At 63.4% G+C, this 20,619-nt stretch carries 15 protein-coding genes and 1 pseudogene; 8 read left to right on the forward strand and 8 right to left on the reverse strand.

Annotation, left to right across the window (positions count from 1 at the left end; genetic code table 11):
* Positions 1-54: 54 nt before the first annotated feature.
* Positions 55-552, reverse strand: coding sequence for a sigma-70 family RNA polymerase sigma factor (locus tag EV667_RS20040; RefSeq protein WP_131837136.1), 498 nt, complete (start codon positions 550-552; stop codon positions 55-57).
* A 308-nt stretch (positions 553-860) separates the two neighbouring features.
* Complete coding sequence (locus tag EV667_RS20045; RefSeq protein WP_131837137.1) at positions 861-1,280, reverse strand: transposase; 420 nt, start codon at positions 1,278-1,280, stop codon at positions 861-863.
* Positions 1,281-1,492: 212 nt separating this feature from the next.
* Between EV667_RS20045 and EV667_RS20050 the strand changes: the two genes are divergently transcribed.
* The 3 genes and pseudogenes from EV667_RS20050 to EV667_RS20060 all read left to right on the forward strand — a co-directional run bounded on the left by EV667_RS20050 (position 1,493) and on the right by EV667_RS20060 (position 2,533).
* Positions 1,493-1,723 (forward strand): ribbon-helix-helix domain-containing protein, encoded by a 231-nt coding sequence (locus EV667_RS20050; protein ID WP_245516302.1) that lies wholly within the window; start codon positions 1,493-1,495, stop codon positions 1,721-1,723.
* Between the two features lie 41 nt (positions 1,724-1,764).
* Positions 1,765-2,060: pseudogene (locus EV667_RS20055) on the forward strand (type II toxin-antitoxin system RelE/ParE family toxin).
* 125 nt (positions 2,061-2,185) lie between these two features.
* Positions 2,186-2,533: a WGR domain-containing protein gene (locus EV667_RS20060; RefSeq protein ID WP_131837139.1), complete on the forward strand. Its 348-nt coding sequence runs from the start codon at positions 2,186-2,188 to the stop codon at positions 2,531-2,533.
* 5 nt (positions 2,534-2,538) lie between these two features.
* Here EV667_RS20060 and EV667_RS20065 read toward each other — a convergent pair whose 3' ends face one another.
* Together EV667_RS20065 and traA are read right to left on the reverse strand one after the other, a co-directional pair.
* A complete protein-coding gene (locus EV667_RS20065; protein WP_131837140.1) occupies positions 2,539-3,213 on the reverse strand; it encodes a BID domain-containing T4SS effector in 675 nt (224 codons plus the stop codon).
* Positions 3,214-3,275: 62 nt separating this feature from the next.
* Complete coding sequence (traA, locus tag EV667_RS22645; protein ID WP_165901664.1) at positions 3,276-7,784, reverse strand: Ti-type conjugative transfer relaxase TraA; 4,509 nt, start codon at positions 7,782-7,784, stop codon at positions 3,276-3,278.
* Between the two features lie 241 nt (positions 7,785-8,025).
* Here traA and EV667_RS20085 point away from each other — a divergent pair, with 241 nt between their 5' ends.
* The 5 genes from EV667_RS20085 to EV667_RS20105 all read left to right on the forward strand — a co-directional run bounded on the left by EV667_RS20085 (position 8,026) and on the right by EV667_RS20105 (position 11,649).
* A complete protein-coding gene (locus EV667_RS20085) occupies positions 8,026-8,310 on the forward strand; it encodes a TraC family protein (RefSeq protein WP_245516288.1) in 285 nt (94 codons plus the stop codon).
* 40 nt (positions 8,311-8,350) lie between these two features.
* Positions 8,351-8,596 carry a conjugal transfer protein TraD gene (locus EV667_RS20090; protein ID WP_131837142.1) on the forward strand — a complete coding sequence of 82 codons (246 nt, stop codon included), beginning with the start codon at positions 8,351-8,353 and terminating at the stop codon, positions 8,594-8,596.
* Between the two features lie 71 nt (positions 8,597-8,667).
* Positions 8,668-10,587 carry a Ti-type conjugative transfer system protein TraG gene (gene traG / locus EV667_RS20095; RefSeq protein ID WP_165901665.1) on the forward strand — a complete coding sequence of 640 codons (1,920 nt, stop codon included), beginning with the start codon at positions 8,668-8,670 and terminating at the stop codon, positions 10,585-10,587.
* Positions 10,588-10,589: 2 nt separating this feature from the next.
* The gene (locus EV667_RS20100; RefSeq protein WP_131837144.1) at positions 10,590-11,141 is read left to right on the forward strand and encodes a hypothetical protein; all 552 of its coding nucleotides are present in this window, start codon (positions 10,590-10,592) and stop codon (positions 11,139-11,141) included.
* Entirely contained in the window at positions 11,134-11,649 is a 516-nt protein-coding gene (locus tag EV667_RS20105) for a hypothetical protein (RefSeq protein WP_245516289.1), read from the forward strand. The genes EV667_RS20100 and EV667_RS20105 overlap by 8 nt, the downstream gene beginning before the upstream one ends.
* 744 nt (positions 11,650-12,393) lie before the next feature.
* On the opposite strand, the gene EV667_RS20110 is transcribed toward EV667_RS20105, so the two are convergent.
* The 4 genes from EV667_RS20110 to EV667_RS20125 all read right to left on the reverse strand — a co-directional run bounded on the left by EV667_RS20110 (position 12,394) and on the right by EV667_RS20125 (position 20,466).
* Positions 12,394-13,047 carry a hypothetical protein gene (locus EV667_RS20110; protein ID WP_131837145.1) on the reverse strand — a complete coding sequence of 218 codons (654 nt, stop codon included), beginning with the start codon at positions 13,045-13,047 and terminating at the stop codon, positions 12,394-12,396.
* A gap of 32 nt (positions 13,048-13,079) precedes the next feature.
* A complete protein-coding gene (locus EV667_RS20115; protein WP_131837146.1) occupies positions 13,080-19,337 on the reverse strand; it encodes an RHS repeat-associated core domain-containing protein in 6,258 nt (2,085 codons plus the stop codon).
* Between the two features lie 330 nt (positions 19,338-19,667).
* Positions 19,668-19,898 (reverse strand): hypothetical protein, encoded by a 231-nt coding sequence (locus EV667_RS20120; RefSeq protein ID WP_131837147.1) that lies wholly within the window; start codon positions 19,896-19,898, stop codon positions 19,668-19,670.
* Between the two features lie 208 nt (positions 19,899-20,106).
* A complete protein-coding gene (locus tag EV667_RS20125) occupies positions 20,107-20,466 on the reverse strand; it encodes a single-stranded DNA-binding protein (protein ID WP_131837148.1) in 360 nt (119 codons plus the stop codon).
* Between the last annotated feature and the right edge of the window lie 153 nt (positions 20,467-20,619).

The following is a 20,619-nucleotide window of genomic DNA, read 5'->3' on the forward strand; positions in this document are numbered from 1 at the left end:
CGCCGGCCTGTATAGGCGATATCGGGAAGACCGGGGAGACCATTGGTGCAACGCCTAATCCAGCAGGCACTGGGCGCAAGACTCGAGCGCCTTGCGGATTTCGATATCGACAGTTCGTGTGGAGATCCCGTACGTCTCGGCAAGCTCGCGGTGCGGCACATTTTCGAGCCGCGAGGCCAGAAAGATGTCGCGCCGCCTTTGCGGCAGTTCGGCGAGTGCGATGAGCACGCGGTCGACACTGTCCCGAGCGATCAGAAGGGCTTCGGGGTCGGCGCCGGGATCCGGCACGTCGAGCAGGTCGTTGATCTCCGCCTCGGCCAGCCGGCGGCGGACATGGCTGCGGTTGACGTCGGCGATGAGATTGGACGAAATCCGGCGCAGATAGGCCGACGGATTGGCCAGCGCGGCGACATCGGTTGCGGCGAGACGCAGAAAGGTTTCCTGCGTCAGGTCTTCGGCCATGGAGGAGGAACCGGTCGCGCGGCGGAAAAACCCAAGCACGGACGAGCGCTCAGACACGAAAAGTGCTCGCAACCGATCCTTACTACGCATTGGGAACCTACCCGCCTCATCCCAACAGGGTGAAAGTTCTTAGGTGCCAATCAAACCAGAAATCAATATCCTGGGCCTATATTGTAATATTTCTTGTTCTTGTTTAGATTATCTCTAAAATAGTTTTGACGTGATCAATGCTTGATGATCTGCGATTATTTTCTCTCGTTTTATACAAAGGCACCGGTCAGCCTCCGACCATCCAGGCGATGGTCTCGCGTCACGCCCGACCTACAAGCCCGGCGGGAAACGACCCAAGACCGGACGTTATCGATGCCGGCTTAGAGCCCGTTTGAAAAGGTATTGGTTCATTGGCATCGGCGCAGAAGTGTGGCTGACGTTGCGATGGTGGTGAGAGTTTCGGTCACGGCGGTGATCTGCTCGTATTCGCGGACGGGGCGGCGGTTTTTGAAGATCCAGGCAAAGGTCCGCTCCACCATCCATCTACGCGGCAGCACCTCGAAACCTTTGGCCTTGGCGCCGCGGCGGATGATCTCGAGGGTGATGTGTGTCTTGTCGGCGGCCCATGTGACAAGACGCCCGGCATAGCCGCCATCGGCGAAGACGTGGGCGATGAACGGGTAGCGTCGGCGCGAGGCCTTGAGCGGCAGCTTGCCGCCTTCGCGATCCTGGGTGTCGGCGGCATGGACGCGCACGCAGAGCAGGCGTCCGTCGGTGTCGGTCAGGATGTGCCGTTTGTGAAAAGCGCAGAAGCGAGACCCCGCCACTTATGGCTTCAACTGATTAAAATAGCTTCAGGAATTTCATTTCGACTGGGGTCCCGCTCGGCGCAGATCGGGACCCCAGTCATCTCCGACGTTCATCAACCAAATTAAAGGGTTAGGCCGTTTCCAGCCAGGGTCACTCTCCAGCGCTTATTCACAGCGGAATCCAACCTTGCCAAATTTTGCCAAGCTTTTACTCTCCATGCATGAGCACGATGAACATCTCACGGCCTGAAGGCCTTAAAAGCTGCGTCGACCAGCAGGTTGCGGAGCGCGGCTACGCGACGAGCAGCGAGTATGTGCGCGAGCTGATCCGCCGCGATCAGGACCGTGCGCGGCTGCGTGGCCTGCTGCTGGAGGGAGCTTCCTCACCCGCATCGGCGCCAGCCGACGACCGGTACTTCGACAGCCTGCGGGCCAGGATCGCCGGTTCAACGCGTCGGTGAGCCCGAAGCCTGTCATCCCGCGGCAACGGGCGGAGCGGGACGTGGACGAAGCCCTCGGCCACTATCTGCGCGATGCGAATAGCTCTGTTGCCCTCGGGTTTGTCGACGATCTCCAAGCCACCGATCGACTGATCGCGGAACATCCCGCCTCGGGCTCACTGCGCTATGCCTACGAGCTCCAGATGGCCGACCTCCGCAGCCTGCGGCTGAAGCGGTACCCTATCTGGTGTTCTACGTCGAGCATCCCAACCATATCGACGTGTGGCGCGTAATACACGGGATGCGAGACATCCCGTCCTGGCTCATCGGTCCAGACGGTGACAGAGCGGAACATTAAAGCGGCGCGGACAACGGTTGACTCCCGCTCGCGGATTCAAGGCCTTCATCGGAATGAATCGGTCGACCCCAACCGATTCAAAACTCTGATTGGACGCAACATGCCGTGCGCGCGACTCTTGTCCCATGATCGCGCAACCCTACCAACTCTATGTCGAACGGCGAGATACGGTCAGGAACATGGCCCGCTTTTACGCGCTGTCGATCGAACCGACTCTGTTCGGCGAAGTCTGCCTCACCCGCCGCTGGGGTCGCATCGGCGCGCGCGGTCAGGCGAAGTGCCACACGTTCGAACGCGAGGAAGAGGCTGTCCAGCTATTTCTCGGGCTGCTGCGCGGCAAGCGAAAGCGCGGCTATCACGCAATTTCCAGAGAGCCAGCGAACCGTGCATCAACGCTGGCGTCTTGCGCGCTAGGCGACGCTACCGGGACGTTGGCGCTCAAAAAAGACGCCAGGATGGCCTCGGCCGAATAGCCGCTCTATCGTGTGAGGATGGGCCCTATCTCTCGATCCCGCGTCTGCTGGCGCGCATGCTGTTGGTGCATATCGCGCAGCATGGTCGCATGACGATAGGCATCGGGCACGCGCCCGGGCTCGCGTAGATCGTCCGCGCTGAGGCGCCGGCGGCCGGCCTCCACGATCTTCACCAGTTCGTCAGCGAGCGTCCGATCATGCTGCAAAGCCTCGACCGCCTTGCCGACAGGCTGGGTGAGCACGACCGCAAGCTCGCGCGACGGTGCGGGAATCGCAGTTGCGAGCCGGATTTGTTCGTCGCGGTGCGCGCGCAGGATTTCTGAGCGTTCATAGGCGAGGGCATCGCCATATTTCTCGACGGCGACTGCAAGGTCGACGACGGCGCCTCTGGCTTCGCGCCTCTCGTCATCCTCCCTACGCCAGAAGGTGGCGGCGCGACCCGGCAGGCGGCCGAGGGTTTGAGGATTGCTCTCGATGGATCTGGCGAGCACTCGCGCCGTGTCGGCAGGATTGTCGGCCGCCGCGATGGTGTCGAGCGTCGCCTGTATTGCCGTCCGGTTCCGATATGCGATCTCGCTCCGCCCCTCTGCCGCAACCCTTGCGGCTTGAGCGCGGGGCGTCTCCTGCGCCCGCCGCGCGATGTCGCGCGCGGCAAGGTCCGGCAGCGTCGTGGGCGCCATGAGGGACGGGGCGATGGTGTATGACTGCTCGATCACGTCGTTCCTCTTTCGATCCGTCGCGGCTACATGCTCGGCGTGATGCCTCGGGTCTGGCCGCGTTGCAGCCGCTCCTGCTCATGCTGAAGGTTATGGCCGGCGGTGACGGCCGCGCCCGTCGCGACCATCATAGGCCGCGTAGCGGCGAGGCGCCCCTGCTGCTCGGTGGGGATGCGGTGCGCCAGCTCATGATCCCTGGCACCGGTGTAGTTGCCGAACCGGGCACGTAGCGCCTTGTCCACTTGGGCAATCTCGGCCCGAACCTCCAGGCTCATGCCGGCGACGACCTGCTGGCGAGCCTTGGAGTCTGTCGCGCCCCGGACCTGCTCGATGGCGCTCTGTGCGGCCGGCGTGAAGCCCGGCACCTCGATCGCCATGCGGGAACGGTTCTCGGTCTCGGCCTTGACCTCCTGGGCGCGATAGTTTGCGAGATTGCTCTGCACAGCAAAAGCGACGGCGCCGACATGGGCGACGGCCTCGAGCGCGGCTTTGCGCTCGGCGCCGGCGGCGCTGAAGCGGTCAAGCATGCGCCCCGAGCCACGAAGCTCGCCGAAGGCTTCCGGGGTCTGGGAGATTTCTTGGCGAAGCTGCGCGCCCGTTCCCGCCTCGACCCGCGCGCGAATCGTCGCGACGGCACGGGCCGGATCAGTCCAGACCTTACGGGCCTCGGCCGCGAGTTCGGCAAGATCCTTTTCGACATGCGGCCGCGCCCAGGCGCGCCGCGTGGCGACCTGCTCCACGCTCTCGCTGAAGCTGGTGACGGCCGCGAACATCGGCGCGGGCTTCTCGGCCGGAGTGGCGATGACCGCCGGCGCCGCCGGCACCTGGTCGACCTTCGCCGCCTGAGCCTGTTCGCGCTTCTCGGCCAGCTGCAGCGCGGCCGATACCGCCCGCACCTCGGACAGGCGCGGCGCTTCCTCGGCAAGCGCCTTTCTCCCCTCGGCCCGCGTGCGTTCCTCGATCGTGCGCGCTGCCAGTTCGTCGGCCTTGTCTGTGAACGCGGCAAATCCGTACCGGGCATTAAGCGCGTTGTTCACGGCGCGGATTTCCGACCTGAGGCCGGCATCCTGGCGCAGCATGTCCACGCCCTTGCGCCACGCCTCGTCGCCGCCCTGCTGGCGCAGCGAGCGCAGCGTATCGAGCTGCCGGGCGGCACTCTGCGTAAGTGCCGGGATGGCGACGCTCATCGCCTCGCGCCGGCGCTCTTCGGCCGCGACATGACGCGTCTCGGTGTTGCGCCAGGCAATGGCCTGCATGCGCGCGAGCGTCGCCACCTCGGGGACCGCAAGCATGGCTTCCTCACGCTGCGAACGGGCAGTTCGGCCATCAATGAGACGGCTGGATCCGCGCAACCCGCCGAAGCTCTGCGGTCGCTGAACGACCTGTTCGGACAGGCGCGCCGTGTCACCCTGCAGGCGCAGCGCCGCGCCCGTGATCGCCTGCCGGGCGCCCTCCAGGTTGCGGTAGATCCGCGCCAGCCGGGCGGTCAGCTCGGCGTCATTGTCGCGCGCCTCGGCACTCTGCAGGAAGCGCGCCCGGGCGGCATCGACCAGCGGCTCGGCGTGCTCCCTCACACCCGCAATGAGGGCGGGACGCTCCGGCCCAATCCGGTCCTCGGTGGTGATCTTGTGAGTGTCGGCCGCGATGGCGGGGGCGGCATCCGCTGCGCGACTGAGGCCGATCCGCTGGAATGCGTGCTCGGCGCGGCTCCACAAATCCGCGAGCGCTTCACGATGCTGGGCAAGCCGCGCCGCCTGCTTCTCGACAACGGCTGCAAGCGCCGGGCCGATGTCGCGCAACACCTCGAAGCCGCGACGCTCCAGGAAGGCGTTCGCGTGATCGCGGTACAGCGGCTCATTCTCAAAATCGAGCGTCGTCGTCTTGGCGCCAGAGCGCGAGAGCTGCCTTTCGATCTGCTCGAAGGTCACGCTGGCCGCATCGCGTACCTGCCACTCATTGCGATGGGTGAGCGTGCCATCCGGCAGGGTGACTGGCTGGGAGCCCATATGCTGAAGCTCAATCTTCGCGCCGGCCTCCGCGCCGCTCGCCGTCAAGGCGCGCTCAAGGTCGACGCCCCACACCGTGTTGCGCACGCCCTTGTCGTTCTCCAGCGTCACGAAGTAGCTCATCTTGTTCGACGGCTCGTGCTCATAGGACGCCGGCCCGTGCGCGACCAGACGGCCGGCGCGCGGGTTGGAGAACTCGTCCTGCGCCGCATACATCGTGACGCTATGGCGATGACGGCTCATCGCCACATAGGTCAGATGCTGGTCCATCATCGACGACGCGAGCACGAAGGTATGATCGACGGTCGCGCCCTGCGATTTGTGAATCGTGGTCGCATAGCCATGGTCGATGTTGCGATAGGTGTCCGTGGTGAACGTCACCTCGCGGCCGGCATCGAGGCGCACCGTCAGGCGCGGATTGCCGGCCTCGTCCGTGGTGGCAATGACGGTGCCGAGCATGCCGTTCTTGACGCTCTGCCGCTCCAGCCGCAGTGCGGTCGGCTCCGTGAAGCTCGCGTTCTCCAGGAACAACAAACGGTCGCCGGCGGCGAACTCGAGGGTGCCCGACTGCGTGGTGAAGCTGCGCGCCTCGGACAGTTCGCCGGCCTGCTGAAGCACGCCGCGCAGGCTGTCATTGAGCGCGCGCACATTGGCATTGGTGTGCGCCAGCACGATCAGCTCGTCGCCGCGTAGCGCCTCGCCCTTGGCTTCCTTCTGCGCCTTCACCTCGGCCCACCGCTGCGTCCAGTCCGCCACCAGAGCGGCCCGCGCCGTGTCCTGAGTGTCCACCTGCCGGACGGCGCCATGCTCATTATAGGCGGCGAGCGCCTGGCCGAACTTCCCGGCATTGCCGCTCGCGAAGTTGCGGGACGCCTCCTGCATCCAGTCCTCGCGCTGGCGGCGCACGCCGACAAGGTGCTTGGCCCCGATACGGTCAATGATGGCGCGGAACGCCGCGCCCGCCTGGATCGGCTGGAGCTGCTGGGCATCGCCAACAAGCACCAGCTTTGCGCCGGCCTCCTCCACGGCAGTGACGAACCGCGCGAGCTGGCGCGACGACACCATGCCGGCCTCGTCGATCACGAAAACGTCGCCCTTCTGCAGCGGCGCGTTGCCGTTCTTCCACGCAAGCTCCCACGACGCGAGAGTGCGCGAGACGATGCCCGAGCTTTCCTGAAGACCTTCGGCCGCCTTACCGGACAGGGCCGCGCCGAACACCCGGCGCCCCTCATCCGCCCACGCCACCCGAGCCGCTTCCAGCAAGGTCGATTTACCCGCGCCGGCATAGCCGACGACGGCGGCAATCGCGCTGTTTCCGGTGACGTGGCGGACGGCCTCAACCTGTTCCTCGTCGAAACGGAACGGACACGAAGCGTCTTTCGTCTCGACCACGCGAACGGCCTTCATCACCACCTTCTCGCTGACGCCGAAGCGGCGAACAGCGGCGAGCCGGTCGGCGGCTTCCGCCATGCCGTGCTCCACCTTCATCATCTCGCGCGTGGTGTAAATGGCGGGCTCGGCCGTGCGGCCAATCGACTTGTCCGCCGGCACGGCCGGACGCAACAAGCACAGCTCGGGGCTTTGCAGAACGGCGGCCTTGATGTTCTGGAACACCGCGATGTCGTCGACATGGCGATGCAGCGCGCGGGCGATATCCTGCTCTGTGAACGTCGATTGCTGGTCGCTTATCAACGTGATCAGCTGGGACGGATCGGCTGCCAGTCGGTCGGCCGTCTGCTGCCGCTCGGCCTCGCGCGCCGGCGCAAAATGCGTCGCCTTGCCCTCGCGCACCAAGGCCGCCAAGGTCGTTCCAAGATGGCGCTGCGGCTTGATGTCGAGCCCGCGTTCCACATAGGAGCGCATGTCTATCTGGATGTCGTGGCCGGCAAGCGCCAGGTGGCGGTTCGCGGTCTCTGCCCATCCGAGCTTCCACGCCCGGTCGACCGAACGCTCCCCCACGAACGGCTGATAGACGATCTGCCCCTCGGGTCGGGCCGTCGTCGCCACGCGCAACGGCTTGCCATCCTCGCCAAGAACAGGACTGACCTTCGGGCCGAACCCTTCAGGCGTCAGCGGCCGGATTGTGTGCATGAGATGCAAATGCGGATTGTCCTTGGTGCCGTGGATCACCCAATCAGCGACCATGCCCTTTGAGGTCAGATGCGTCTCGACGAACTCGCGCACGAGAGCGATGTTCTGGTCGAGCGACAGTTCCACCGGGAGCGCCAGCAAAAGCTCTCGGGCGAGCTGGGCATCGGCGCGTACTTCCGCGCCCTGGGCCGCATTCCATAACTCTTCGCTCGCCTTCGCGATCGAGCCGCCCTCCACAAGCGCCCGCATCCATTCCGGCGCATCGGGCGGCAGGCTGATCTCTTCATGATCCAGGTCGCGGGCCTTATGCGTGAAGGACACCGGCTTATTCAGGCGCCTGTCCGTCATGGCGGCACGATGCCGATACGCGGCGGCCGCAACGGCGCTTCCGCCGCTTCGACTACCTACGAATGTGAACCGTGCGTATCCAATCGCCATGACGCACCCTAGCACCAGGGCCGCAACGTCGCAACGCGACACATATTGCGCTTGTAGTCTTCGTGGGCAAGCCCACTCCGCTCCAAGAGCCGGCACATGTGCCGGCGATGGCACCCGAAAGGCGCCCCTGAAAAAATAATTGGCCTGCAACCTGTATAGGTCTGCCAATGCTTTGGAGAGCGGCGTTTGGTCATTTACGGTCTTCCCATTGCTTTCGATAAGTGAAAGGGAAGTCACGCTCATGAGCCGCATTCGCTCCGCCAGTAGAATGACCAGCATTGTCGATATCGATGCTCAGATTCAGGAGCTGCACCGCAAGCGCAGGGAACTCCAGGCCAAGCAGGCGGAACGCCTCGGCCGGCTCGCTCTGGCGGCGGGGCTGGGTGAGTTTGAACAGACCGACGAGGAGCTGAAGGCCGCTTTCGCTGAGGTAGCCGCGCGATTTCGCCCTCGGCTGGCGCCTGCGAATTCAGGGATTGAAGCACCGTCGCCGGCAAAGGCCGCTGACCCCGCTGGCACTCAATGACCGCGCAATCCTTGAACTGAGGTGGAAGAGGAGAAGCCTCATGCTCGATGAACGCCGCAAGGATGTGCGTGAGAAAATCGCGCTCGGCGGCCTGGTCGTGAAGGCCGGGCTTCGCGGCGCGGATCGCGCTTTCATTCTCGGCGCCCTGGTGAGCGCGGCACGCTTGACGCCGGACGATCCACGCTGGCGCGAACTGCGCGCCCTGGGCGGCGCGGCCTTCGGGGACGCGGCGCCGGCCATTGATGCGGACGAACCGTCCGTGACGCCATCACCGCGCCTGAGCTGATCGAGGCAGGCCGGCGCTGCGCAATGGATGACGCGGCGCCGGCCTCGCCGGGCGCGTTTTCGAGGAACGACATGCACAACATCAACTGGAAAGACCCCACGCTCGCGTGGGCGCTCCTACCTGCGTCGGTGCTCGCCATCTGCATCTTCGTGACGGACACGATGTGGCCCGACCTCGCGGCCGATCTCACCGGCCAGTCGCACTATTGGTTCATGCGCGCCACGCCGCTGGTGAACTTCGTACTGCCGCCGGCGTTCTGCCTCGCGGTCGTAGCGCTGCTGCCGCGCCACAAGCGCATGCCGCTCGCGCTCATCAATCTGCTGCTCGTTGTCGGCGTCGGGCTTGCCTATGCCTGGCGCGAATATGCGCGCCTCGCGCCCTATGCCGAACAGGGCATGAGCTTCAACGAGCTGAGCGGCTACATCAGCGCTTTTGTGATCGGCGGCGGCGTCGTCGCCTTCGGGCTTGCCGGATTCGGCGCGCGGCTCTCCACGCATGTGCCCGATAGGGTCAGGCGCGTGAAGGGCGGCATGATCGGTGATGCCGATTGGATGGATCTCGGCAAGGCGCAAAAGCTCTTTCCGGCCGATGGCGAGATTGTCCTTGGAGAGGCATATCGCGTCGACAAGGATGTGGTCGCGGAGATTGATTTCGAGGCGGGCGACCGGGCCAGTTGGGGCCGGGGCGGCGCCGCGCCTCTGCTCTGCTACCGCTATGGCAACGATTCCGGCCATCTGCTGTTTTTCGCCGGATCGGGCGGCTTCAAGACCACGGCGAACGTCATCCCGACCGGCCTGACCTATCGCGAACCGATCGTCTGCTTCGACCCGTCGACCGAGATTGCGCCCATGCTCGTGAAGGCGCGTCGCGACATGAACCCAGGTCGCCGCGTGTTCGTCCTGGACCCAACCGATCCGACCATCGGGTTCAATGTTCTCGACTGGATCGCGACGTCGTCTCGCAAGGAAGAGGACATTGCGGCGGTCGCGCACATGCTGCTCGCGGAGAGTGGAAAGATCGAAAGCTCGACCGGCAGCTATTTCCAGAACCAGGCGCACAATCTGCTGACGGGCATCCTCGCCTATATCCTGCTCTCGCCCAATTTCGAGGGCGAGAAAACGCTGCGGAGCCTGCGCCAGCTCGTCAGTCGGCCTGAGCCGTCGTTCATCGCTCTCCTGCGTGAAATCGTCGAGGATGAAGCCGAGCCGGATTTCGTTCAGGAGTCGCTGGGCGTTTTCACAAACATGACCGAACAGACCTTCTCGGGCGTCTATTCGACGGCCTCGAAGGACACGCAATGGCTCTCTCTCGGCAATTACGCTTCGCTCGTATGTGGCGATACCTTCACGACCGCTGACCTGTCGCGTGGCAAGATTGACCTGTTTCTCAATCTGCGCATGGACACGCTGAAGAGCTATCCGGGGATTGGCCGCGTCATCATCGGCGCGCTGCTCAATGCGATGATCCAGGCGGACGGCAGCACGGGGCGCCGCGTGCTGTTCCTGATCGATGAAGCCTCGCTGCTCGGCTACATGAAGCTGTTGGAGGAGGCGCGCGATCGAGGCCGTAAATATGGCATCAGCCTCATGCTGTTCTATCAGTCGGTCGGACAGATAGTGGGGCATTTCGGGCGCGCCGGCGCGCAAGCCTGGTTCGAGAGTGCGGCGCTCACCTCCTACGCCGCTGTCGGAACGCACGAGACGGCAAAGCGCCTTTCCGACCTGTGCGGCGAGATGACGATCGAGGTCGGATCGAGTTCGCGGCAGGCGGGGCTGCTCGCCAGTTCCGCCCGCGCGACCGAGAGCGTCAACCATCAGCGCCGCGCGCTGATCCTGCCGCATGAAATCCTGCAGGACATGCGACGCGACGATCAGATCATCATCAAGGCCGGGCAGCGGCCGCTGCGCTGCGGGCGAGCGATCTATTTCCGGCGCCCGGACATGGTGGCGCGCACCGAGGCCAATCGCTTTGCTCCGAAGGGAGGAAAGTGACGATGGGCGCACGGATCACGCCGACGCAACGCAAGATCCTCGTCAACGCCTCGGAAGGCCGTCCGCTTGATCATGGCCGGCCAGCCTCTCGCGCCACGGTTGGCTATTGGAATTGTGCTGTCCGCAGCTGTCATCGGAGGGGATGGTTGGACGAGAGCACGGACCAGCTGACGGAGAAGGGAAGACGTGTTCTCGACATGACGCAGCCGGCCGCACCCGTGCACCTCACGACGTCGCAATACCGCGTCCTTCTGTACATGGTGCAGAACAACGCGAAGCTCATTCGGGGAAAGGGGGCATCGGCCCGAACCGACGACAGCTTTCAGTGGCCGGTGCCCGCATCGAACGTTGACCACCTGATCGAAACACGCCTTATCGAGAGGGATGCTCGCGTGACCGAGCACGAGCTTTTGGTCGTCAGCGCTTTGGGATTTGGCACGGTCAAGGAGAAGCTGAGGCGCGCTCTTGCCGCGCAGGAGCGGGCCGAGCGTCTGGCAGGGGACACGCCGAAACCACTCGAACAGCTCATCAGGCGAACGTTGGCGGATGGATGACACGACGGCCCGGTCTGCTCGGGTGAAACCGCTGGTCTGGCGCATTCAGAACCCGCACACCACGGACCTGGTTTCCGGGGAGACGGTGGTTCTGCTGGCGATGGTTCCGTGGGGGGCCGTCGCCATTACAAAGGCACTCAAGGAGACGGGTTATCGCGTCTGCGAGGGTGCCTCGCGCGCCGGCGGCTTCGCGTCAATTGAGGAAGCGCGGGAATGGGCTGAGACGGGATACCAGCGAATGATGGCGGCGGCGATCGAGCTCGATGCGCCGTCGCCCCCGCCCCCGGCGGCGCTCTCGGTGCCGGCGGCGGTCATGGCCCTTTGGGAGGAGACCGCCGGCCGGCCCTGGCCGCAGGCGGCTCCGCTGGGACCGGACATAGAGGCGATGATGGCCGATGGATGGATACGGCTGGCCGGGACAAGTGGCGGATCGCCTTCCGCATCTACCGCCATGCTGCAATGGACCCGGGCCGCCCAGATTGCGATGTCTCGCACGGACGCGATTTAGTGTAGCCGATCTGGCTACGGGTACGCTGCGCGTTCCGACCGCGACCCGCTTGCTCTGTTAGATCGCACTGCCCGCCGCGCGCTCAAGAGCCCGCTGGGCCGCCTCCAGCCGCTCCCACGACCCATGGCTCGCCCTGACCACGGCAAGCCGTTCCTGAAGCGGTAGCGCGGCCCTGCGAGCCCTGTGGAGCGCGAATGAATGATCCTCTAGCGCGGCCTCAAGATCTGAAAGAAGGTCGCGTAGGGTGTCGGGAATGGTCATGATTTGCCCTCCTGTGCGGATCGAACCGAGCAAGGCCGCGCGAAGGCGTTCCTATCGCACGGCCCGGATAATCCTCTCCTGGTCGCCGGCCCCAGGCGCTGGCGGTGCTGAACGAATGTCACCCCGCACCGGGACAGGCCGCTTTGTGCCCCCCAGCCTGCGCTAGGATGACCGGGGCATGAGCAATAATTCGCTGAACGCCCCTCTCCGGCGAATCGGCTTCGACAAGGGGCAACGTCAGCGAGATGACCTCAGATGCCATCGAGCGCCACGCTTCACGCTGATAGATGGTCGCGATGCAGGAACACGGCGCGGTGATGCTGGTGGCCAGCCTACGCCGCCGCTTATCAGGAGGCTTCGCCATCAACGATCTGCAGGCCGTGATAAAGGACGACCGGCTCCGGGTTGCGGACAAAGGCGGCTATCCTCCCGGAGCGCAAACGGCGATGCTGCAATGGACCCCGGCCGCGCGTATCCGAGAACCTAAACAAGGCTGCGCGCGCGCAACGTCTCAAAAAATCGTTCCATCTTTCGCATCGAACGGGGATCCGAAACGAAACGGGCGCCATGTTTTTGGATCAGCCCCCGAGCCAACTCCGTGTCACCATCAACTATAGCAATAGCAATAGCAATGCGCGAGACATCGCTTTCCAGAAGGCAGACAGATTTTGCGGACTCTGATGCTTCGAAGAATTCGTCTTTTATTTTACTATAATCTGACCACTTATCGAAAAATGGAACAACAATCTCATTGTGATATTCGACAATTCGATCAGACAAACTCTCTACTTCATATAACGACCTATACTCTAAGCTAGCAAATTTTGGATTACTTGTTGACATCAACCCTATCAATGCAATGTCATTAAACATTTCGTCCTTTATTGTAGGATCATCGATCCAAACAATTTTCCATACATTCTTCCAGTTTATTCCGCAATGCAATTCAAAGCAATGCATATACCTGTAGTCCTTATCTAAAACCTGAAACGTATTTCTTGACAAGTTCGTATTAATTGTAAAATTAATGTATGTCGATCTTTTGCGTACTGAATAGTTAATTTCAGACAATTTTTTAACTACTAAATCTAAAATGCAAGCTCTGGCTTCAAATAATTTTTTCTGATCTTCTGACATCTCTAGTACCTCATATACCAGCTGCAAAAACCTCAGTCAGTATCGTCTGAATCATCATCGTTATCCCTTGTGGAACTTTCCATCGCTGATGCTGCGCCTCCCAAAAATTGCCCTTTTGCGGCCGCCGTTGCAGCCCCAAGGTCAATTCCGGCCTCACGCGCTGCCGCTTCTCGAGATATACGGACGACGGACATGCTATCTATTGAACGGTTTGCAAATTGTGCCCCATTGACAGAACCACCAACAACCCTGACATCCATTCCAGCGTCAATAGCTGCTTTTACGGCCTTTTGTGGCCCTGTGAGTTGCGCGGCACCAGTCTTCACTTCAACTCCCACGATGCTTCCTCCTTTTCGGGCGACTGCATCCAAGACGGCATACGCTCCATCAGCCCCCCCAACTCTTACGCCGACCTGCGTAGCGACATCGTATCCTTGGGCTCTGAGCGCCCTGATGGCGATTGCCTCCCCGGCTCTACCGAGCACGCGATTCTGAGCAAGAGCTTTGGCAGCGGTCAATGTCGCAGCAGCAGCTGCGGAGCGAACAGGGGCGCTTAGGCCGCTCGTTAACGCACCCAAACCTGCATCTACGGCTAGAGCCCCGTAACTGAGCTCTGAACGATAACCGAGCGCAATCTCAGCCTCTTGGATCGCTAAGCCGGTGAGGAAACCAGCCCCAGCGCCCCATAGGTTGTTAACAAAATGCCCATTCGGGTCGCTCTTGTTCACCGGATCGTTGTCGGCATAGGCGTAGCGGTTGGTGCCGACGCCGGGCTCGATCGGATCGAGTGTGTCGGGGGAGAGGAAGCGCCCGATCACCGGGTCGTAATAGCGGGCGTGGAGATAGAGCAGCCCGGTTTCCGGATCGTGGCGCTCGCCGATGAAGCCGCGCGGCTCGGCCGGGGCGGCAGGCGAGCAGCCGGGTATGGAGGGGGCTTCCGCCTGCGTTCGGTCGCCATAGGGGCGATAGGCGGAACGGCTGGCGACGCAGCCGGTGGCATCCGTGGTGAGCTTGACGCTGGCGAGATGGTCACGATGCAGGAACACCGGCGCGGTCGCCCCGCCGGCATCCGGCGTCACCAGCTGCGTATCGGCATGAACATCGAGCCGCCAGGTGGTCTTCGCCGTCCATGCGGCAGGAGAGCCCTCGCACGCATAGGAGGTCACGCGCTCGATGTCGCCGGTGACGGTAAGCGTGATCTTTTGCGGCGCCGGCGCCGCGCAGGGCGAGCCCGGCGGGATCTCCGTCGCGGTGGTCTTTTTCAGCCGCTCGCCCTCGGGGCCATAGGTCATCGCCACACTGGCGCCGGCGAGCGTGATGGTGACGGGACGGTTCTCGCCGTCCCAGGCAAGGGTGCGGCCGCGCCCATTGGTGAGGTTGCCGCTCGCATCCCAGCTGATTGTGGCACCGTCAATGGTGAGCGGGGCGTGCGGACGCGGCGCCGTCGGTTCCGGATAGGTGTAGGCGCCAACCCCGGTGGCGAAGGTCAGATTGCCGGCATTGTCATAGGTGAAGCTCTGGTCCCGGCTGTCATCCGTGTTGTCGGCGGTGATCAGACGGTCGACATCGTCATATTCATAGGCCCAGCTGTCGCTCGGCACCGCCGGCGCCGTGCCTGACGTCGCCACCGAGGTGATGCGCCCGCCAGCATCGTGCGCATAGATCGCCTGGAACAGAGTCGTGCCGGCCTTGGCCGTGGTCACCTGGTCGAGCCAGCCGCGCGGCAGCGAATAGGCGAAGACGGTGGTCACCCCATTGGCGTAGGTGGCCGAGGTGGTCTTGCCGGCGGCGTCGTAGAGGAAGGCGCTGACATGGCCGGGGATGGCGAGCAGGCGCCCCGCCTCGTCATAGGTCCACGGATTGGCCGGCGTGCCGACCACGTCGCCATTGGGGAAGCTCTTGCCCCGGATGCGCCCGCCTTCGTCATAGCGGGTCTCCAGCGTGAAGGTCTCCGACCCTGTGCCTGAAGGCGGCACCGTCCATTGCTCGCGTACCGCCCGGCCGGCCCTGTCGTAATCGGTGCGGGTGGTGGAGACATTGGCCTTGGTCTGCGTGGTCCGCTTGCCGACATTGTAGAAGCCGGGTCGCGCCTCGTCATAAAGGGAGGTCGTGACCTCGGAGGGCCCGCCGCTCGGCGCCACTGTCTGCGAGGTGACGCGCGAGAGCCGGTCATAGGTGAAGGTGGTCACCGTGCTGCGGGCATCGGTGCGGGTCAGCATCCGCCCGGCGGGGTCATAGCTGTAGGACGACGCCCCGGCATCGGGATCCTGCGCCGCGGTTCGGCGGGACAGGGTGTCGTACTGATAGGACCACGGCGCCCCGATCGGGTCGGTGATAGTGGCGAGCCGGTTGAGCGCGTCCCAGCCGTAATTGGTCGATAGTGGGAAGCCGCCGAGCATGCGGTCTTCGCGAATCTTGTTGTCGAAGGCGTCGGTATGGACCACCGAGACATTGCCGTTGGGATCGGTGGTGGTCGTGCTGATGAACCCGAGAGGCGCGGCGCTGAGGCCGTAGCTCTGCGTGATCATTGCTGTGTCCGGCAGGACGGTGAGGGTTAGCCGGTCGAGACCGTCATAGGTCATGGTCGAGAGCTGCGGCGTTTCGGTGGGGTAATAGGGCAGCGAGATCGAGGCGATCTCGCCGCGTGCCGTGAAGCTGCGCTGCTGGACGATGGCGCTCGTCGTCGATGGGCCGCGCGAGGACATGAAGTAGGGGCGGGCAAGGCCGTCGAAGAAATAGCCCGTCCAGAGATCGCCCGCTGCCGTCGCGCCGGGCCGGGTGACGATGACCCCTTGGCTCGTTGGATCGCCGATGTCGCGGTACTCGTAGCCGCGGAAGTCATTGCCCGGCGGCACCAGCCGGGTCAGCCGGCACAGCGGGTCATAGGTCCGGGTGGTCGGCTGCAGGTTGACGTCGGTCTCGACCGCCGAGGCGCGGCAGCTCGGGTTCCAGGTGGTGGTGGTGCGGAAGCGGGTGTCACCGTCGAAATAGGGCGGCTGCTTCGTTTCGACTTCCAGCAGATGATGGACGGGATCGAAGACATGCTCGGTGCGGTTGCCGACCTCGTCCACCTCGGCGGTGCGGTTGCCATAGCTGTCGAACGCGGCCGTGCGCTCCACCCAATTATCCGCCGGGCCGAGCCAGCGGCGCAGCCGGGTGGGATCGCCGCGCACCGGCGGCGTCGCGTTCACTGTGGCGCCGTCGTAAAAGACCAGGCTGCGCGCCAGCGGCGTGCTGGAAGGGCCGCCCGATCCGTAGCGCAGTTCCTCGCGCGGCTTGTCGACGATGTAGAGGCTGGTGTTCGGCGCAAACGCCTGCACCGTCGAGCGGTCATCCTGCGCCACGCCCACGCTGCCGCGCTCATGCAGCGTCGTCACGTTGCCGTAGAGATCGAACACTCGTTCGGTGCGCGCGGTACGAGACTGGCCGCCCGCCCACATCGCCTGGTCGGAGGCGGTATTGCGGGAGAAGAAGGGCGGCTGGCTAAGCCGGATATCCTCATAGCTCTCGACGTCTTCACGCAGCACCGCGCCGCTGCCGGCCTTGGACACCAGCCGCTCGATCTTGCCGGCGGAGGCCACATCCTGGCGGAAGGTGTAGTCCCGCGTCGGGCACTTCGGCTCCCACGTCTCGCAGGGCAGCGTCATGGTGACATTGCGATAGCCGAGGAAACGTCGCTCGGGGTAGTCATAAAGCGCGCCGGCATAGGCGTATTTGGTGGTTGAGGTGGATCCCCGACCGTCGAAGACGGAGACCTCCTTTACCGTCTGGTAGGTGGCCGGAAGCCGATTGCTGCGCGTCCATTCCGACGACGGCGCATAGGTCACGCTCGTCACCGCGCCATAGGGTGTGGTCACAGAGGTCAGGAGGTCCGGCACGCCGAAAGTGGCAAGGAGGACGTTTCCGCTATAATGGTAGCGAGATCGGGTTCCCGAGGAAGAGCTAACTGATCCCCTCATAAGATCGGCCCGACCGTCACCGTTGAAATCGGCGGCGCCGGCGACCACGGGGATAATCCGCTGCTCCCATGTCTGGTCACCGCGCGCCAGGAAAACGATCGAGGCCAGCCACGTGGCGCGTGGCCGCACAATTACATCCGTGCGACCATCGCCATCGACATCCGCAAGAACAGTAACTCCGCCCTCACCCATGGCAATGGGCAAGTTTCCGATAGGGACCGGATCCGTGAAATTTGTTCCATCCGAATATGAAACCCGGACTCTATTCTGAAGGGCGTTGAAGCTGATCCGGTCCGACTTTCCATCGCCGTTGAGGTCACCCACTTTGCCCAAATTGGGAATCGGCCTGCCGGGAAGGAAATTGCCATCCGCTCCCATCGCAAAGAGCCGGTCTAATTTGATGACCTCCGATCGACCGTCTCCGTCGACATCGGCGGTCGACATGGGCGGGGGGATGATTGAAGCTCCGGCTCCGAGCGAGACACCTCGTGCGGCGAGGGTCGTGCCATTGAAAGAGTAAATCCGAGTATGAGAGGCAGCAGGATAATTTCGGGTGCTGCTTATCATCGCGAGTTCTTCGCGACCGTCCCCATCGAAATCACCAACCGCGGTCGAGTGATTGTAGGGAACCGGCTCCTCTCGGATGAGCTGATACCAAGGAAGGGGGATATTTACGTCTTCTATTCTTAATTCTTTGACGCTGCCATTGCGGGATATGCTGTACGTATATGACCCACCTTGCAAGCGTGGGCAGGACAAATCATCGCAATCCCCTCGATAAACTTGCGCCCATATGAAATCATCAATCCCATTCCCATCGTAATCAAGTACGATGCTATCATCGTACCAATTTGTAATCGAACGACTTCTGACTACCGGGCATCGCAGTATGTTGGGCGCAATCAAGCCGGCAAAGGCGCAGTACCTGTCCTGTTGAATGGCCGGAAGCGGACGCGCGTTCGTGACGCGCCCATCGCCGCTGAAATCACCAAAGCCCGACGAGGCATAAGCTGACGTGGCGTTGAACAGATTCTCGGTGGTGAAGTCGAGGCCCGGATTGGAGTAGGCGAAGGTCGTCGGCGGCAGGGCCGTGCCGATCGCCGTGCCGTCCGGCTGAATGACGAAGTCGCTGCCGAACTCCTGGACTGAGGCCAGCCGGGCAAGGCCGGTGATGAGGCTCGTCTCCTGCGCTAGCAGATAGGCCTTGTAGTTGTTGCCGTCGACGCGGACCTCGATCCGCTTCAGACGCTTGTCCTGGATCGCCAGACTGCGCCCGGTAGCCGAGGTCTGGACGTCGGCGACCGTGTCGGCGATGAAGTCGATCTGCACCCCGGCATAGGTGATCCGCGTCGGCCAGCACGAGGGGAGGATACCGCAGCCATAGCTGTAGGAGACCGTATTGCCGTGGGTGTCGATCACCTGCGCAAGAAGCCAGCGGAACTGATTCTGGAGCTTTGCCGGGTCGGTGTCGCCGCTGGGCACCGTGCTGCCCCAGGTCGAGACAGGCCGGTAGATCGAGCGGGTGCCGTCCTTACCGGTCACGGTCCAGCTGTTGTCGCCTGCGGCAAAGACGATGCGCCGATAGCTCTCCACCCGCGTCGCATGGGTGCCCCCCGATGCGCAACTGGGATTGGTCGCCGCTGTGGCGCAGGGCACGAGTGGCGTGCCATCCAGCGCGAAGGTGTCATTGGCGTCGAAGGCCGGGGCGCCCTGCCGCACCGAAATGCGGACGATGTCGCTGAGGCTCGAAACCTGCCAGCCGACACCCACATAACCCGCGAAGAAGCCACCGGCGCGCAGGCCGAGGCTGGAATCGTAGACGAGGTCGATATCCGGCTCGATTCCTCTGAAGGCCGGAACCTTCAGATCGACGATCTGGGTAAAGCTGCCATTGTACGGCGCCTTGTCCGGCTTCGCCTGGCTGGGCTCCGGCGTGATGTTGCTGCCCGCGCTGAAGCCGCCGGGCTCTGGATCCGCCGCGAGGACCGCAGCTGCCTGCGGCTCCGCCTCACCAGCTTCCCCCGCATCAGCCGCCGCCGCCGGATCTGCCTCGCCCTTCTCCGGCTCGGGCACGGACCGCAGCCCGGATGGCCCGTAGACCTGCGGCTTTTCCGAAGCCGGAGCGGTCGTCTCAGGAACGGAAGGTGCGGCCGCAGGTGGCGCGCTGGCATCCGGCTTGGCCGGTTCCGCCTGGCCGGCTGTGGGCGGCGGCGCCTGCGCGATGGCGCCGTGGCCCGCATAAAGCGTGGCGGCCGCTACACCGATGGCCGCAAGGGCAAGGAGGGAATTGGACGAAACGGCACGGCCACGAACGCTGCGATGAAGTGTCATCCCGCCCCACCAGACTGATATGCGTGCATACAAGGCTAATGCACGGTATGGACGCGCGGCAACGGGAATGTGACGCAAAAGTGGCAAGGACTTTTGCAGATCGACGCTTAGGCCCCAAGCCGCATCGTCGATCGACCCGGACCAAGGAGGGAAAATCAGGCTTGTGCCGTCAACCGCGATGAGGGCTGAGAAATATGGCATTCGCCACCCTGCGAAGCCCACCACAGCCTGACGGATTTCGCACAGAACTGCGCGCTCAAGCGGCCACAAACCCAAGCGAACGGCCGCGAATGGCGTCCCCGGGCCGCAGCAGCCGCCCGCCGCGCGACATCAATGATAGGGGGCGATCAGAACGTCGTCTTCAGGCAGCAGGCGATAAAGAGCCCAGTTCCAGGCATCCATGAACAGCCACGAAACAGCGCCGGCCACCAGCATGAGTGAGGCGTGAAGGGCTGGCACCCCGGAAGCGAAACCCGCCACGGCGAGGACGATCCAGACCAGGGACAGCTTGCGCATGAGAACGACGAAGGGCAGGCCGGTCACGAGGACAAAGAGGGCCATGCTCCGCGCCATCGAGCCCAGGAGGCGCAACGGCCAGATGAGGATGCGCAACCAGATCGGCCGGCGGGCCGGCGGTTGACGGGCATCCGTGCCCCGCTCGGCGGGCGCTGGGAATGTACGGGCTCGATAGGGTTCCATGGGTCTCTCCATCCCGTTGCGGGCAAGGAAAACCGGGTGGGAGCGATCTCACCACCCGGACTTTACCTGTTCAGCCCTCGGCGATCCACGCATCGAGCAGGATGATGTCGCCATTGCCGAAGGGGCGCAGAACGATTTCCGTCACCTTGTGGGTCTGGCCGTCCTTGTCATATTCGCGGGTTTCCATGGCGCCGGTGACATGGACCTTGGTCCCCTTCTGCAGGCGCTTTTCGATCCGCTTGACGAGGTGATCATCGAAGACGACGACCGTGTGCCACTGCGTGACTTCCTTCCAATTGCCCTCCCGGTCCTTATAGTTGTTGTTGGTCGCCACGCGGAAGGTGGCAACACGGCCACCATTCTGGAAGGTACGGATTTCGGGATTGCCGCCAAGGCTTCCGATGATTTCAGCGCGGTTGAGAGTGAACATATCAAATCTCCATTCGGATCAGGATCACGGGGAAAGTCGAGCGTTACGAAAGGACTGTCGTCAAGGTTTCGCCCTAACCTATACAGTTCTTAGGCGAAGCAGGCCGTCCTGCTTCCCGAGTTCGCGCGGAGCAGCGGGGGAGTTGGGGGGCAA

The sequence above is a fragment of the Ancylobacter aquaticus genome, assembly GCF_004339465.1.
Classification (GTDB): domain Bacteria; phylum Pseudomonadota; class Alphaproteobacteria; order Rhizobiales; family Xanthobacteraceae; genus Ancylobacter; species Ancylobacter aquaticus.

Coding starts and splice junctions, on each gene's coding strand:
- EV667_RS20060 (WP_131837139.1), top strand. CDS start 2,186: ATGATCGCGCAACCCTACCAACTCTATGTCGAACGGCGAGATACGGTC.
- EV667_RS20090 (WP_131837142.1), top strand. CDS start 8,351: ATGCTCGATGAACGCCGCAAGGATGTGCGTGAGAAAATCGCGCTCGGC.
- EV667_RS20085 (WP_245516288.1), top strand. CDS start 8,026: ATGAGCCGCATTCGCTCCGCCAGTAGAATGACCAGCATTGTCGATATC.
- EV667_RS20050 (WP_245516302.1), top strand. CDS start 1,493: ATGAACATCTCACGGCCTGAAGGCCTTAAAAGCTGCGTCGACCAGCAG.
- EV667_RS20105 (WP_245516289.1), top strand. CDS start 11,134: ATGGATGACACGACGGCCCGGTCTGCTCGGGTGAAACCGCTGGTCTGG.
- EV667_RS20120 (WP_131837147.1), bottom strand. CDS start 19,898: ATGGCCCTCTTTGTCCTCGTGACCGGCCTGCCCTTCGTCGTTCTCATG.
- EV667_RS20125 (WP_131837148.1), bottom strand. CDS start 20,466: ATGTTCACTCTCAACCGCGCTGAAATCATCGGAAGCCTTGGCGGCAAT.
- EV667_RS20065 (WP_131837140.1), bottom strand. CDS start 3,213: ATGGCGCCCACGACGCTGCCGGACCTTGCCGCGCGCGACATCGCGCGG.
- EV667_RS20110 (WP_131837145.1), bottom strand. CDS start 13,047: ATGTCAGAAGATCAGAAAAAATTATTTGAAGCCAGAGCTTGCATTTTA.
- traG (WP_165901665.1), top strand. CDS start 8,668: ATGCACAACATCAACTGGAAAGACCCCACGCTCGCGTGGGCGCTCCTA.
- EV667_RS20100 (WP_131837144.1), top strand. CDS start 10,590: ATGGGCGCACGGATCACGCCGACGCAACGCAAGATCCTCGTCAACGCC.
- EV667_RS20115 (WP_131837146.1), bottom strand. CDS start 19,337: ATGACACTTCATCGCAGCGTTCGTGGCCGTGCCGTTTCGTCCAATTCC.
- EV667_RS20040 (WP_131837136.1), bottom strand. CDS start 552: ATGCGTAGTAAGGATCGGTTGCGAGCACTTTTCGTGTCTGAGCGCTCG.
- traA (WP_165901664.1), bottom strand. CDS start 7,784: ATGGCGATTGGATACGCACGGTTCACATTCGTAGGTAGTCGAAGCGGC.